The sequence below is a fragment of the Alteromonas sp. KUL42 genome (assembly GCF_006538325.1).
In the GTDB taxonomy this organism is placed as follows: domain Bacteria; phylum Pseudomonadota; class Gammaproteobacteria; order Enterobacterales; family Alteromonadaceae; genus Alteromonas.
On the sequence record NZ_BJKK01000025.1, the window covers coordinates 1 to 16,041 of the forward strand.

10 protein-coding genes are annotated in these 16,041 nt (G+C 40.5%); 5 read left to right on the forward strand and 5 right to left on the reverse strand.

The genetic code is table 11. The annotated features are described in order from the left end of the window. Positions 1–99: 99 nt before the first annotated feature. The 4 genes from EYR97_RS20470 to EYR97_RS20485 form a co-directional block, all read right to left on the reverse strand. Positions 100–1,395, reverse strand: coding sequence for an amidohydrolase family protein (locus EYR97_RS20470; RefSeq protein WP_131095618.1), 1,296 nt, complete (start codon positions 1,393–1,395; stop codon positions 100–102). Between the two features lie 185 nt (positions 1,396–1,580). Continuing rightward, on the reverse strand, positions 1,581–3,083 hold the full coding sequence (gene lnt, locus EYR97_RS20475; RefSeq protein ID WP_131095619.1) for an apolipoprotein N-acyltransferase: 1,503 nt from the start codon (positions 3,081–3,083) through the stop codon (positions 1,581–1,583). Between the two features lie 28 nt (positions 3,084–3,111). Continuing rightward, a complete protein-coding gene (gene corC / locus EYR97_RS20480; protein WP_131095620.1) occupies positions 3,112–3,969 on the reverse strand; it encodes a CNNM family magnesium/cobalt transport protein CorC in 858 nt (285 codons plus the stop codon). A 193-nt stretch (positions 3,970–4,162) separates the two neighbouring features. Continuing rightward, positions 4,163–5,617 carry an undecaprenyl-phosphate glucose phosphotransferase gene (locus EYR97_RS20485; protein WP_131095621.1) on the reverse strand — a complete coding sequence of 485 codons (1,455 nt, stop codon included), beginning with the start codon at positions 5,615–5,617 and terminating at the stop codon, positions 4,163–4,165. A 652-nt stretch (positions 5,618–6,269) separates the two neighbouring features. On the opposite strand from EYR97_RS20485, the gene EYR97_RS20490 reads away from it, so the two are divergent. The 5 genes from EYR97_RS20490 to EYR97_RS20510 are packed head-to-tail and all read left to right on the forward strand — an operon-like array spanning position 6,270 to position 11,800. Next, complete coding sequence (locus EYR97_RS20490) at positions 6,270–7,466, forward strand: outer membrane beta-barrel protein (protein WP_131095622.1); 1,197 nt, start codon at positions 6,270–6,272, stop codon at positions 7,464–7,466. A gap of 9 nt (positions 7,467–7,475) precedes the next feature. Continuing rightward, on the forward strand, positions 7,476–8,009 hold the full coding sequence (locus EYR97_RS20495; protein ID WP_131095623.1) for a polysaccharide biosynthesis/export family protein: 534 nt from the start codon (positions 7,476–7,478) through the stop codon (positions 8,007–8,009). 19 nt (positions 8,010–8,028) lie between these two features. Continuing rightward, positions 8,029–10,290, forward strand: coding sequence for a polysaccharide biosynthesis tyrosine autokinase (locus EYR97_RS20500; RefSeq protein WP_131095624.1), 2,262 nt, complete (start codon positions 8,029–8,031; stop codon positions 10,288–10,290). A gap of 21 nt (positions 10,291–10,311) precedes the next feature. Further along, positions 10,312–11,040: a tyrosine-protein phosphatase gene (locus EYR97_RS20505; protein WP_131095625.1), complete on the forward strand. Its 729-nt coding sequence runs from the start codon at positions 10,312–10,314 to the stop codon at positions 11,038–11,040. Beyond that, entirely contained in the window at positions 11,033–11,800 is a 768-nt protein-coding gene (locus EYR97_RS20510; RefSeq protein ID WP_131095626.1) for a VpsP family polysaccharide biosynthesis protein, read from the forward strand. Before EYR97_RS20505 ends, EYR97_RS20510 begins: the two co-directional genes overlap by 8 nt. A 94-nt stretch (positions 11,801–11,894) precedes the next feature. Here the strand turns inward: EYR97_RS20510 and EYR97_RS20515 are convergent, their stop codons facing one another. Next, positions 11,895–16,007, reverse strand: coding sequence for a Calx-beta domain-containing protein (locus tag EYR97_RS20515; protein WP_165478119.1), 4,113 nt, complete (start codon positions 16,005–16,007; stop codon positions 11,895–11,897). Positions 16,008–16,041: the final 34 nt, after the last annotated feature.

Consider the following 16,041-nt stretch of genomic DNA (forward strand, 5'->3'; position numbering starts at 1 on the left):
TCTAAGGTGGTTTTTTATATTTTTTCAAATAGTAACTATAGCGTGTTGGCCTTTGCTGCAAAGATGTACCGAAAAGGTCAATACGCATTAGCTATGAATTTACATGGCGTATTGTTTTACAATGCTACCGTCTTTCATAACAAAGCCAACATTCTCCATTAAACTCATGTCTTCCATTGGGTTTCCAGGCACGGCAACGATATCCGCAAATTTACCTTTGTCCAAACTACCCAGTGTCGCCTCTTGTTTAAGCAAGCGGGCAGGGTTGATAGTAGCGGCCTGAATAGCCTGCATTGGAGTCATACCAAATTTTACCATGCGCGCAAACTGCTTGGGGTTGTCGCCATGGGGATATACACCGGCATCTGAGCCAAATACCATGTTTACGCCCGCATTAACCGCTTTTTTAAAGTTTTCGCGCTGGGTTTTGCCTACAATACGTTCTTTATTCAGGCTTTCTTCTAATATACCAGCCTTTTCACCTTCACCTAGAATGTATTCGGTAACATAGATGTCCATCGAGAAATACGTGCCGTTTTCTTTTGCTAGGGCGATTGCCTCGTCATCAAGTAAGCTGACATGCTCAACAGAGTCTACACCAGCTTTAATAGCATCTTTAATGCCACTGGTGCCGTGAGCGTGTGTGGCAACTGTTAAGCCGCGCAAATGTGCTTCATCAATCAGAGCCTTCATTTCTTCAAACGTGTATTGCTGTGCACCTACTTTCGTACCTTTTGACAGTACACCACCCGTTGCACAGAATTTGATAACCGTAGCGCCGTACTTAATATTGCGACGTACTGTTTTACGCACTTCCCATGGTCCATCTGCAACGCCTTCACTGTAGTTATCGTACTCATATGGCAGTAAATTACTATCACAGTGGCCACCAGTAACACCAAGGCTTGGGCCAGCTACAAACATTCTCGGGCCTTCAACATCGCCTGCGTTTATTGCATCACGAAGCGCGACATCGGCAAAGCCTGGTGCTCCCACATTGCGCACGGTTGTAAAGCCAGCTTCTAACGTGGCTTTAGCGTGTTTAACCCCAGTAATGGCTGCGCGGGGTAATGATACTTCAAGTCGCTTATAGCCATGACGGGTAGCGTCACTGGTTAAGTGCACGTGCATATCCATAAGACCCGGCATGAGCGTAGAGTCGCCTAAATCGATACGTGCTGCATCAGTTGGCAACGAAATACTTGCTACTGCACCTGCAGCAGTAATGATGTTGTCATCAACCACGACTGCAGCATTTTTTATAACGTTCCCATTGGTAACGTCTACCAATCGGTCTGCGGTAATAACAATGGTTTCAGCCCATGCGGTACTGGTAATAAAAGTTGATAATGCGATGGCCACGGATTGCTTTGAAAAACGAGAAATCCAATTCACTATGTTTACCTCGATAATTATTGTTATGGTTTTAAGAGCACGCTCTAGAGCCTGTTTATCTTTGTTTATAAAGTGTGCATGAGTCATTTTTAGTCAGGCAATCGCAAATGTACGCGGTTGGGTGGGCCCAAATAAGTACATTTGTGGGCAGTATGACTAAAAAATGAAACAAAGATGCGCAGGCTTTAGTGCATTCTACGGAGTATATAAGCTGCAACAAACAAGCCAATAACTATAAACCATACACCTAGGCCTTGCAGATGGTAATACGGTGTAAAGCCAGTTGTTGCGACAACTGGCGCTGAAATACTTGCTGTTTCAAATTGGGGTAAAACACTTTTAACTTCGCCTTTGTGATTGATAAAGGCGGTAATGCCGTTATTGGTTGCACGAAGCACGGGGCGGCCAAGTTCAAGTGCGCGCATTTGTGCAATTTGCAAGTGCTGAGCGGGGCCATGTGAACGGCCAAACCAAGCATCATTACTGACAGTAATTATCATGTCTGTTTCTGAATATAGATTTGCCATTACCTGATTGGGGAAGGCGATTTCAAAACAAATGGCAGGGGCAAGATAAATACCATTGGCTTGTAAATTTGGTTGTTGGTAATTCCCACGGGAAAACGAAGACATTGGCAAATCAAAAAGGGGCGCCAGTGGTCGCAGCCAGTCTTCAAAAGGAACAAATTCACCTACTGGCAGTAAATGATGTTTAGAAAACCGATTGTTGTGAAAATACTGATAGTCGGGATAACGTGCATCTGGTGTACGCTTGCCTAGTACAATTAAGTTATTCCATGCTTCATCAGTTTCCCAGTTGTAATTAACTATACCAGTAATTAATGCAGTGTTTTCTTTAAAGGCGCGCTCGTTAAGCATTGATAAAAAAGGTTGAGCGAGTGGTTCAAGCTTCGGTACAGCAGCTTCTGGCCAAATGATAAGGTCATTAGTCCAAAGACCTTCGGTTAAACCTTTGTAGGTCTGCATAGTGGGTTCATCTTGCTCTGGGGTCCAACGCAAACTTTGAGCTATATTCCCCTGAGCCATTCCTACGTTATAGGTGTGCTTTGGTAAAACCCAATCGTGCTGTTTAAGTACAACACCACAAACTAACAAACAAACGGTAATAAGCGAAGCATTTGCCAAGGTTCGTTTATTATTAATAAGTGCAATAGAGGTGGCAACGATTACGATAAGTGCAGTTACCCCTGCTTCGCCAATCAAAGGTACAAACCCCGCAAGCGGGCTATAAAGTTGACTGTAACCTAATGACAACCAAGGGAAGCCTGTTAACATCCAGCTTCTGAGCCATTCGGCGAATACCCAGAAAAAAGGCAGTGCAAGAGGCCAAAGCCGCGGGGCGAAGTACTTGGATGTTAATTTAAAGGCTAATGCAGGGTAGAGCGATAAGTAACCGCAAAGTGCAACCATTAAGGCAATCGACGCAATAAGGGGCAGTCCCCCAAAGTCGGCAATACTGACATGTACCCAACTAATACCCGCGCCAAACCACCCCATACCAAATAACCAGCCGGCTAAAAATGTTTGGTGCTTAAGCTTAATAATTTGCCGAACGGCTAGAGCAAGTGCAGGTAGTGTAAGTAACCACATATTAAAGGGCGCAAAAGCCAAAGTGAGACTAGCGCCGCTTAATATCAGTAAAAGATGCGGTAAATACCGTTTCAACATCGTAGTTATGTGTTCGCTAAGGTTTGCGCTATTCCAGCGAAGGTACAGACACTTTCAGTTGAATAAGACGACGTTTATCAGAGTTGGTAACTTTGAATGTCATTTCACCAATTTGAATTTCGTCGTTAGTTTCAGGCATATGACCAAACGCTTTAAGCACAATACCGCCAATAGTATCTGCTTCTTCTTCACTGAATTTTGTTTCAAAGAATTCATTGAAATCATCAACAGGTGTGAGCGCCTTTACTGAGTACGTCGATTTGTTTAACGGGCGAATATCATCAGTACCGTCTTCTTCAACATCGTATTCGTCTTCAATTTCACCGACGATGATCTCAAGAATATCTTCAATGGTTACCAAACCAGATACACCACCGTATTCATCCACAACAATTGCCATGTGATAGCGCTGCTGACGAAACTCTTTCAACAGTACATCAACACGTTTACTTTCGGGAACAATAACCGCTGGGCGAAGAATGTCGCGAAGGTTGAATTCTTTTTCGGTATTAAATGCAAAAGCAAGGAGGTCTTTAGCTAATAAAATACCTTCGATATGGTCTTTATCTTCGCTGATAACAGGAAAACGGGAATGAGCAGATTCAAGCATAAGCGGTAAAAACTCTTCTACCGTTTGCTCAACATCTATGGTTGTCATTTGAGCGCGAGGGATCATTATATCCCTTACTCGCATTTCATTTACCCCAATTACCCCTTCAATCATTTCACGGGTTTGAGGATCTATGATTTCGTTGAGTTCAGCATCAGTGATGACAGATACTAACTCTTCTTTACTTCTCGGCTCGCCAGAAATTGAATTCTTTAGTTTATCTAACCAACTCTTGCCTGATGAGCCGTTGGTAGAGTGAGGGTTATCGTCGCTCATAATTTCCATTTTATAGTTAATAGACGGACAAATTAAAAAATTGTTGGTAGGTCGTCAATATTTTATTTGTAACAGCGCTGGAGTGTAGCACTATCTCGTACTTATTGAAAAAAGTGTGTATTGGAAAATTATTCATTAATTTAAGACGACTTTCGTACGAGTATCACAATCAACGGGCTAACTAAATTGTGTTCTAGTAAGCATTTTTGTCTATTAATGCGTTTATTGCCGTTTTTATTATTATCTTTATATCTAACCAAACGGACCAGTTGTGAATGTAATCAAGGTCGAATTGTACTCTTTTTTCCATCTTTTCAACGGTGTCGGTTTCGCCTCTAAAGCCGTTTATTTGCGCCCAACCAGTAATACCTGGGCGTACTTTGTGACGTAACATGTAGCCAGAAATTATTTTTCTATACTCTTCATTATGCGCAACAGCATGTGGACGAGGGCCTACTATAGACATTCGACCTTGTAAAACGTTGATAAATTGAGGCAGTTCATCAAGTGACGTTTTCCTTAAAAATGCCCCAAGCTTAGTAATTCGAGGGTCATTTTTAGTGGCTTGTTTTACAACATTACCGTTGTCTTGCGTAGACATAGAGCGAAATTTATAAACTAATATCTGCTTACCGTCTAATCCGTAGCGTTTCTGCTTAAATATTGCTGGGCCGGGAGAGGTAAGTTTTACTGCGGCTGCAATAATAGCCATCGGAATGGCAAGAATTGTTAAAAATAAAATGCTTAATACAATGTCTTCTAAGCGTTTTAACGCTTCACTGGCTCCTTGAAATGGCGTATCGAATATACTGAGCGCTTGAACAGAACCAAAACTCTGCCATCTGGAATTCATTAAGTTATACACAAAGAAATTAGGTATAAGATACACGTTGGCTGTCGTGTCTGAACAGTAATGAAGAATTTCTTTTATTCTATTTTCAGCCCCCATTGGAAGGGCAATATAGATATAATCCACTTTATTGCTTTTTGCCAATTCAACAGCTTGCTGAACGGTTCCTTTTAAGTGAATCTGCATTGCATCAGGTAGACGCTCTGGCTGTCTGTCATCGTAAAAGCCTAAAAAGCGAATGCCTAATTCATCATGACCTTTAATTTGCTGTGCCAGTTCTTGGCCAATTTTGGTAGCACCGACAATGATTGCCTGTCGGGAATTCATACCTGTTTTTCTTATTTTGAATAGGAAAGCACGCATAACATAACGCCAAGTACCTAGCGTTAGAAGTGATGATGAAAACCAACTGATAATGGGGAGTGGGGTTTGCGTAGAAGCTTCAGCAAAAAAATAACCGCATGTGAGTGTTAGCAAACATGTTATTGCCCAACAGAAAGCCGTAGCTTTAACTATTTGTGATGTACTAGCACCTCGCCAAGAGCGATATAATTCAAGCGCTTCAGCACATAGTTGAAATACAATGGAAAAACACAGTGCTAGAACAAGAGCGCTGCTATTTATCGACACATCAAAAGCGTAATAACAAACGTACCAAGTAAAAAGTATTACGACGAGGTCGACTAATCTGTAAAGGGTGGAGAAGCTACTTTGGTTTCGAACAATAAAACCACCGTTGCCAGAAGATGAAGACAAAGTAAAATCCGTGTTTAATACGTCATATTCTAATTTAGCCATAATATGCAGCCCATTTAAATTGAGAAGTCATCTTTAAACTACATGTCAGGCAATGATTTATTGCTTACTGCAACCAGCACGTACACAACTTTATTTAACTTTGTGCATTCTTAGGCACGGTTTGTTGCTTTACGTGTTACTGGACTAAAATAATGGCGTGGATTCAGTGAGCTTGCAAGCGATCTTTGTTTTTAATTTGCTTAATGTCAAAAAATTGTCAATTTCCCACTTAAACAAGGTTTAACATTCAATCATTATTATTCGTGCTAAAGTCGAATAAGCAATTGACACAGGTGAAATAACTGACATCATATGTATTGGAAGTGATAATTGCCGTAAGAGATATTATAAAAAATCTTCATTGCCATTAATTTGACATTGCATAGTATCGATCTCTGCCGAGACAGCTGACTATAGACTAGTATTAGTCGAATAGCTAAAAGGTAAAGATACTATCCAGTGCTGGTGAATTACTAAACATTTTTGATGGTTAGGGTACGTGAATCATCAACGTACTTTCACAAAGTTTTATTAGATAAATTGGACATTCAAACGTAAAGCCTTTTTTGTCATTATTTTCTTCTACCGCAGTTTCTGGTGAATATGGCAAGGCTTTAGTTTAAACGCATATATAGGTTAATAGGGAAACGTCATGAACAGTATGCAGAAAAAATGCTTAGTCACAGTAATAAGTGCGATAGTATGCGGTAAAGCCATTGCACAAACGCCAGCAAGTATTGATGTTGGTGGCTTCGATTTATATCCCTCGTTGAATGCAGAGTTTGGACATGACGATAACGTTATACGGTCAAACGACAGCGAAATAGAGAGTTGGAAATCAACCATTGCGCCTGAACTTATTCTTGTCAATTCATATGGACTTAACGAGGTTCAGTTTGGATATCGATTAGAACGAGGCGATTATTTTTCTAGTAACGTTGATGATTACACCGATCACTTGTTAAATGCCTTGGGTAAATTTGAATTTAACGTACGAAACCGATTAGAAGTATTAGCAATTTATACTGATGAACACGATGAACGTGGTACCAATTTCTCAATTGGGCGTGGTGAAGAACTAGAAACGCCCGATACCTACAAAAGCTACAAGTTCGATGCAACCTATTCTTATGGTGCGCTTACCTCAACAGGACGATTAGACGTCAATGTGGGTTATAGTGACACTGACTACGATATTGATACGCCCATATATAGAAGCCGCGATAGAGATACTACAACCTTAGGTGGTACGTTTTACTACAACGTTATGCCTGCGACAGATATGACATTTGATGTTATTTATAATGACATTAACTATGACTTCGCGCTTGACCCGACTGCACCGCTAGACAGTGAAGAATTGCGACTACTTGTCGGTGTAGAGTGGGATACCACAGCGAAAACAACCGGCTATATAAAATTAGGCCACCGACAAAAAGAATTTGATGATGGCGATAGAGAAGATTTCAGTGGGCTTGATTGGAAAATTGGTGTGATATGGACGCCAAGAACATATTCAACAGTCGATTTTTCGACTTTTGCAAATACCAGCGAGACAAATGGTGAAGGCGATTTTATTGATACACAAACGTTTCAAGTGAAGTGGGATCATGAATGGTTAGACCGTGTGTCGACTACAATAAATTTAGCTTACTCTCAAGATGAATACACTGGTGCTAATTCTACTCGCGTAGACGACAATACTACAGCAACGTTTTCTATTAACTACCAAGCACAGCGTTACTTGGCATTTCAGGCGGGCTACACGTTTGATCAGCGCGACAGCAATCAAAACGTTATTGACTTCGATAGAAATATTGTTACTTTTACCGTTAACGTAACGCTTTAATTTGCACACATGAACAGAGTTTTTGCTTTAATTCTTCTTGCAGTAACATGCTTTAATAGTGTGTTTGCTCAGGATGGATTATTTAACCAATACACTTTAGGCTCGGGCGATACCGTACGTATTTCAGTGTATGGACAAGATGACTTGTCTTTAGAAACGCGATTAACCGATATAGGGGTAATTAATTACCCCTATTTGGGTGAAATTAAAGTTATCGGTATGACTGTTAGTAGTTTAGAGAGCTTCATTTACGAAGGCTTAAAAGGCGATTACTTAATAAACCCCTCAGTTTCGGTTGGTATTGTTGAATATCGCCCATTCTTTATTAATGGTGAAGTGAAAAACCCCGGTGGCTACCCTTTTCAGCCTGGATTAACTATTGATAAAGCCGCTGCGCTTGCAGGTGGATATACCGAACGCGCATCAAAAACCAAAATTTATGTAGACCGAACTGTGAATGGAGAGCAGTTAACGTTAAATGCTGACAGGTATATGCAAATTTTGCCTGGCGACATTATTAACATAGAACAGAGTTTTTTCTAATTAGCTAACTGGACGTTTTATGCTTTCCGAAGGAAACGATATTAGAACCGCACAGCAAGATGCGGACGAGGACATCATTGATTTAACCCATTACTTTAGAGTTATTAATCAAAGTAAGTGGCGTATATTTAGTCTCTCAATTGTTATTACATTTCTTGTAGCCCTCATTGTTTTATCAATGACACCTATCTTCAAAGCAACATCGTCACTTTTAATTGAGTCAGAAGAAACCAACATTGTTTCAATTGAGCAAGTATACGGTTTGGATTCATCCAAAAAAGAATACTTTGAAACTCAGTACGAAATTTTAAAATCGAGACATATCGCCGAAAAGGTCGTAGATAAGCTGGATTTGGGTAATAATCCTATTTTTGTGGAGATGCTAAACGAAGGAGAAGCCTCTCTTATAAATGACATCAAAGCCTCAATAAAAGGCGTGCTGACTTTTCTTCCGCAAAAGGATGCTGAGCCGTTAAGTGAACAAGAAAAAGCAGAGTTACGCAAAGAGAAATTGATTTCTTTGTTTTCTGAAGAGTTGTCTATAACGCCTGTTGCGAATACCCAAGTGGTTAAAATTTCGTACATGAGTGAGTCTCCGAAACTTGCTGCACTTATCGCTAACACAGTGGCTGAAGTTTACATAGACAACTATCTTGAAGCTAAGTTTGATATGACAAGCAAAGCAACAACCTGGTTAAATGACAGTTTAGAAGGGTTGCGTACAAAGCTTGAAGCGTCGGAAAGAAAGCTTGCAGAGTTTTACGAACGCGAACAGTTGGTCGATCTAGACGGCGTTGTAGGTTTAGCGTCAGAAGAGCTTTCAGGTTTAAGCGAACAATTACTGCAAGCAGAAAATCGTTTAAAGCAAAGTGAAATTATTTACGAACAAGTTCAAAATTTTAATGGCGACCCTACAGAGCTTGCAGCCATGCCAGCTGTACAAAACCATCCTTCTATTCAAAATGTTAAAGAGGCCGAACTAAAAGCTGAAAGCAATGTGTCTGAATTAAGCAAAGTGTATGGCCCGAAGCACCAAAAAATGATTTCTGCTCAAGCTGAGTTGGCTTCTGTTAAGCAAACACTCCAAAATCAAGTTGCGGCACTTATCTCTGGGATCACCAGTGAATATCGTCAAGCTCAATCTCAGGTAAACCGACTAAGGTTGGCTGTTAGCAGTGCTAAAGAAGAGTTTAGGAAGCTGACTACCTTAGAATCTAAACGCAAAGTGTTACAACGGGAAGTGGACACTAACCAGCAACTTTACGATTCATTTTTCACACGACTTCAAGAAACCAGCGAAGTGGAAGGGTTTGAAACGGCTAATGCTCGGGTGCTAGACAAGGCAACCATGCCAACAGAGCCTGCCAAGCCTAAGAAAAGCATTATATTGGTAGCAACACTTATTCTAACGTTAGGTTTTGGTGTTTTCATTGCGTTAGTGCTAGACTTTTTAAACAGCGGTGTACGCTCAGTAGACGATGTAGAGCGCAAGTTGGGCCAGCGTATGATGGGGCTGATCCCTTGGCAGCCGCACAAGAAAAAAGAAGACCTGCCTTTACGCGAGTTCTTTGATAAGTCGAACCACACATTCAGTGAAGCTATCAGAACCCTTCGAACAAGCATACAGCTGCTTGACTTGTCTGGCGACAAAAAAGTTGTGATGGTGACCTCTAGTGTACCTAAAGAGGGTAAAACAACCGTTTCTATTAATTTGGGTTTTGCCATGGGGCAGCTTGGAAAAACACTACTTATAGATGCTGACTTAAGAAAACCCTCGGTGGCAAAGCGCTTTGGTCTGCCAGGTTTCCAACCTGGGTTGTCTAACCTTATAGCGGGAACACATACGCTGGACGAATGTTTGTGTAACGACGTTGCATCGGGCATAGACGTTATTACAGCGGGCTCAAGCTCTCCTAATGCGCAAGAGTTATTGATGAGTAACAATTTTAAAGAAGTCATTGACGCATTAAGAAATGATTATGAGCACATTATTATTGATACAGCACCAACTCAAGCGGTAAGTGATGCTATTATTGTAAGTGAGCAAGCCGATACTTTACTTTATGTTGTTAAAGCTGATGCAACTAACGAAAAGCTTGTTTCCAGTGGCCTGGAGCGCTTTATGCGAGTGGGTAAACGCATTGACGGCGTTATTTTAAACCAAGTGGATATTAAGAAGGCAAGCAGTAATTATGCTTATACCGGTTATTATGACCAATATGGTTACGGAGCAGATACCGACACCAGTACAGCTTCTGGCGCAAAAAGTAATCAAGCATAAAACCCAATCGAGACAGCATACGTGATTGATCTACACTGCCATTTGCTGCCAGGCATTGATGATGGTGCCAAAAATATTTCTGATGCCATGGCATTGGCAAAATATGCTTACGAATCTGGTATCACTCATGTTGTATGCACCCCCCATATTCACGAAGGGTACTTCGATAACGATATTGAGATAATCGAAAGTACCCACGAGATTTTTAAGTCTGCACTAAGGCGAGAGGGCATAGCTCTCAAAAGCCATTTTGCTGCAGAAGTGCGAATTAGCCCAACCATAGTGAAAATGGCAAAGAACAACAGATTGCCTTTTCTGGGTTATTTTGAAAAGCGCCCTGTGCTACTGCTTGAGCTTCCACATAGCCATATACCACCAGGTACTGAACAGCTAGTCAATTGGTTGAAAGGCGAGGGGATTGTACCGATGATTGCCCACCCAGAGCGCAACAGAGATATTCTTTCTAATTACAACAAAGCAAGTTGGCTGCGCGGTAAAGGTTTGTTGTTTCAATTAACGGCAGGTGCTATTACCGGTACGTTTGGCGACAAAGTTAAGCAGTGTGCACTGAAAATGTTAGATGACGGCTTTGCAGACGTAATTGCTACCGATACGCATAATTTACACAAACGTCCCCCTGAATTAGCAGGCGCGTTCAAATTTGTGCAAGACAGCTTTGGAAAGTCCAGTGCTGAAGATTTGTGTATCAACAACCCTATGGAAATTGCTGGGTGTTGGTTTAATGACTAGCAACTCAATCAAAAGTAACTCAATAAGTACTAGCTCAAGAAGAAAGAATTCAAAATCTAAAGGCTTAAATAGTAAGGGGCGTAAAAATAAATTGCTTTTGCTAGGTGGCTTTGTTGGTGCTTGCTTGTTGTCTGTTCAACCCATTTCTATGATGCTGGCTAATTTGCAGTACTACGGCGCTAAAAACTATCTTGATGAATGGCAAATTAGTCCTTCCTTAGTAGATAAAAGCCAAATCGCTAATGCCGAGCAATATGCAGTACGAGCAATAGACCTACACCCTTCTTTTGCATTGTATACAGACTCACTAAGCGCCGTATTGCAATGGAAGGCACTTGATGAGGAAGATTCCCTAACTAAAATGGAATTGCTCAATGAAGCAGAAGAATTAAATTTAACTTCGCTTCAACATAGACCAAGTTGGCCTGCTACATGGGCTAACTTAGTATACATAAAGTGGTTAAAAAACGAATTGGACGACAGTTTTCAAAATTATCTTTCTAAAGCTTCTTTTTTTGGCCCCAACTCACCCGAAGTGCACTCGGTAATAGCAACTATCGGGTTGTCGTTACCAGAGCGAAACGTGCGGTTGTTCTTAGTGAATAAGGAACTTGTTAAGAAACATATGCTGCTAGGTTTGGAACATCCCAAAGCTAAAAAAGCAGTTATAGATGGCGTATTAAACGCTAACAAGCAAACGTTAGTATGCTCTTGGCTTAAGGAAGAAAGCACTCCCTCCCCACGAAAACTAAAATGTTAGTTTTCAATCTCATCAAACGTAACCGCTATCTTTAGCTTTGATGCATTAAAAGAAACAGCCTCCCAGAATGTGGAAGGCTGAAATTTCATGGTTATCAAAAGCTTACAATCTCTACTTCTTCTGCCTTGGGCGGAATCATTTCTCCGTTCAAGAATTCATCGTTGTAGCTAATTGTTTTGTTAGTTAAGTCACTACCTTGGCTGAGAAGTGAGAGCTTTTCTATCTTTGTCATTATAGGCGAGGCTGTAAAAATATCCGTAGCATTACTACCAAATCCTCTTCGCTGTATATGATTGTTTTTACTACTTAATATATAAATACCACTTTGGCTGTCACGCCTTACAGCGATATCTGCTTTACCATCTCCGTCATAGTCTTCCACCACTGGGATGTCTGTAGCTTGCGCACCAAAAAAAGTACGGTAAATTTTGCTAGTAGATGAATATTTAATAAAGAAACTACCGATACTAGGGCGCCTAATGGCTATATCGTCAATACCATCCCCATCAAAATCTCCATGCACAGGAATGTCTTCCTCTTGGGATCCAAAGTAAATTGAGCCGAAGCTACCTCCTTCATTACTCGCATGTGAAAAACCACCTGAATAATAAATGGACCACATTCCAGTTTTAGGGTTTCTATATCCGATATCGTCAATACCATCGCCGTCAAAGTCGGATACTGTGGGTATGAAACCACTTCTAAAACGCGTAGGTTTTCTGAAAATTGTGTTAGTACCCGTGAATTTGATAATCCAATGACCCGTTGTTGGTCTTGCGACGGCAATATCGGTAAGCCCATCACCGTTATAATCTGCTGGTACAGGAATGTCACCACTTCGATCGCCAAAGTAGATTTGTTCATCAATTTCTGATTTGGAAGTTGAGATAGACCAAATGTGACTGTCTGGAGAAAAGAGTAATAAATCAGGCTCAGCGTTACCGTCTAGAAAAGCCATAAAAGGAATAACATGCTCACCATTAGACTTCATGATATGACGATCTATGTCTTCACTTAAAAATTCTGAAGTAACAAAGCTGTTGTTAGTGTGTCTGTAAAATACTAAGTCAGATTGACCGTTGTGATTAATGTCGTGTACTGAACGCTTTTTAAGGTTATTTTGTTTGCCGAGTACAAGAGTAATTGATGCTGAATCGTTATAAACGTGATATTGATTTTTCTCACTTTTCAGTCTTAATGAAACGAAATAAAGCTCGTCATTCCAGTTGTTTTTTTCTTCAATTCCATTTACGGATATCACTATCTCTTTCTTTTTTTCACCTGCTGCAAATTCAACGAACTGGGGCGGATTGGATATATATTGTAGTGAACCAGGTGAAAGTTCGTCCCAATTCAGTTCTACATTAACACTGGTATTAGTTATATTGTCACGACGAAGTGTAACAATAAAATTGTCGTTGGAAACAAAGTACCTATAGTCGTCATTAAAATAAACTGCAGGTAGTTCGAACCATTTGACTAAATTGAAATCTTGCAATTGCTTTGCAATAGTTACTGTAGTTGTCGCGGTATAGCTAAATGGTGAAATTCCTTCAATATGCACTTTGTAGGTCTTGTCATCTTTGGGTTGGTCGTATACTGAATAGTTCTGTACTTCTATTATTTTAAACCGCTCGCCAGCTTGAAAGGTTAGCGAGGTTTGAACGGGAGTATAATCTGTGTACTGCTTGGCACTGCCATCTTCAGTAGTGATGGCAACGCTGATTGAGCTGCTGGCATTTCCTTTTCGTACTAACCCAATTTTCGTTTTTTCGCCTTCGTATACAGGGGAAATCTCACCGATAACTTCCAGTGCTTTATAGTCAGATGTGTTATTAGACGTTGGGTCGGTACCTTCGTCTAGCTCTTTCCTATTTGTTCGACCATCACCATCGAAATCTCTGTTTTCGTCTTCTTCATTACATCCGTAATCGACATAAAGTTGAAAATTTCGCCAAGATCGAAAGGCACCGTTCTTTAGATAGTCTACTTGCCAACAATAAGGCTTATTGTCGAGGTAATCCGATTGATAATAGAAAACCACTTCGTTTAAGAAAGGCAATAAAAATAAGCCGGAAATGTCTTTTATATCTGGAGACCTCTCGATCCTAAATGATGTTAGTCTAGGCATAGTTGAAACGAAGTTTATATTGTCTTGTTTAATACCAGAAATCGTCAACTTTTCTAACGAAGGTAGTGAAGGCCAATTATCATTGTTGATATTCTCGGCTTCTTCAATAGTAAGTGTTGTCAGTGAACTTAAGTTGGTTAACACATCTAGTGATGCCGTCCCGACATTTCCTAAATGGAGTTCGAGTAAGTTAGGTAGATTGCGAACAAACTCTAAGTTATTCATTTCTGAAGCACTTAAGTTTAAAGTCATTAAATTGGGTAGCGACGGAACTGAAGGGTTTATAATTTGGTTGTTTGCAACATTGAGAACCTCAAGAGCCGCCCAATCTCCAAAAGCCAAAGAAGTAAGCTTGTTACCTCTCAGGTTTATATTTCTTAGTTTTGTGAGTGCTCTTATCCCCTGCATATCACTAATTTCATTGTTTTGTGCGCTTAGGTATTCAAGTGCTGAAAGTCTCGATAGCGCATCCAAGTTAGTTATGCCAGTTGTGTCTAGCCTTAACGTAGTGAGTAGTGGAAAGTTAAACCCTTCGGTAGGTAGTGTAAGGCTAGAGTTACCACTCAAATCTAACTCTTTTAATGCTGATAAATTCAGTAAACCGTCTATCTCATTAATATTGCTGTCAACTAAGTATAGATTGGTTAAATTGGGGTGGTTAGAAAACGTCGGGGCTTCAGTTAAAGCAGATTTTCTTAGGCTTAAGGTGTAGAGTTGGGGTAGGGCGTTGACAATTGACTGTGCATCTTCATCCGTTAAGCCGACATTACCCAAAAATAACAAAGATAATCCGGTTAAGTTTGCTAAATCAGTAAAGCCTTTTTCAACAATAATATTGTTCTGAGTACTGTTATCAAGCCAAAGAGTGTGCAAAGTTCTAATGTAGCTCAACTCGGTTATATCAGAAACATCGGCTTGATAAATTTCTAATTTTCTAAGTCCACTAAATTCGCTTAAACCAGTTAAGCGACTAACACCTGGTGTACTACAAACTAATTCTTTTAATTCTGCGGCAAATTTTATCTCTCCCATCGTACTGATTTTGGCCTGTAAGCATTGTTTTAGTTTGGGATCTTCAATAAGGCTAAGTGCTTCAGTAACCAGTAATGGTTGCTCGTTCAACGCTCCAGTTCTGGTTGCTATATTCACAACTCTATTGACAGCTTCTACGGCATGACTTCCAAAATCGTTGTCGCTTTCAGTTACACCACAAGGGATGTCACCACATTTTAAATGTGGGCTTGAAAAATAGGGTATAAGCGTTGTTTCTGTTGTGTCATAAGCCATAATAGTATTAAAGCCATCACTGCTAGGTAGCGGAACCCGATATCCAACCCCAAAATCGAAGTTTGAACCAAAGTCACCCGCATCTCTAGAATGACCAAGGCCCAGGTTATGACCAATTTCGTGAGCAAAAACATGTGCATTCGACTTAGAACCAACAACACTGTAGTGCCCGTCGTTAATATTGTTTGGTGTAAAATGTGAATAATTAGTTGCAACACCACCAACCGCAAAAGCAAATGGCTGAGAAGAGGCGAAAATAGCTGTTACTGCATCAACACCTAGTCTATCGCGTTCTTGGGCTATACCAGTAAAAGGCGGTGCTTGATAGATTAAATCATTTATGAGCGCATCCATGTTGTCATAGTTTGCAGTTACTTCCATTGTTGCTGCTGCATTGACTTGAACATTAATACCTGACGTTAAGAACACTTCGTTTGTATAAGCTATTCGATGATCAATAAAGCCGAAAGGATCGTTGTTCATGTCTTCAAGAGCATTGCTGGTATACAGAACAAGAAGGTCGAACGTAGGTATATTTTGAATAGACTCTAGCGGAGTAGATCGCGAAGCTCTTTGGGGGAATTTAGCCAGCGTACTTTTTTTATCTATGCTTGAGTTTTGGTGACTTTCAGAGACGCTAGTTTTTCTAGTATCAAAACTTACAATATCTGTCGGTAATTCACTAGAGCTTGAGCGATTAGATAGCGCTAAAGGAGCATCTTTTTGTATTGCTACGCTGTTCCAATCACCAACGGCACTGTATTGCGCGTTGGGGAATGAGAGTGTCATGAATACACTGTTTTCGGAAATTGTAATCGCTGAC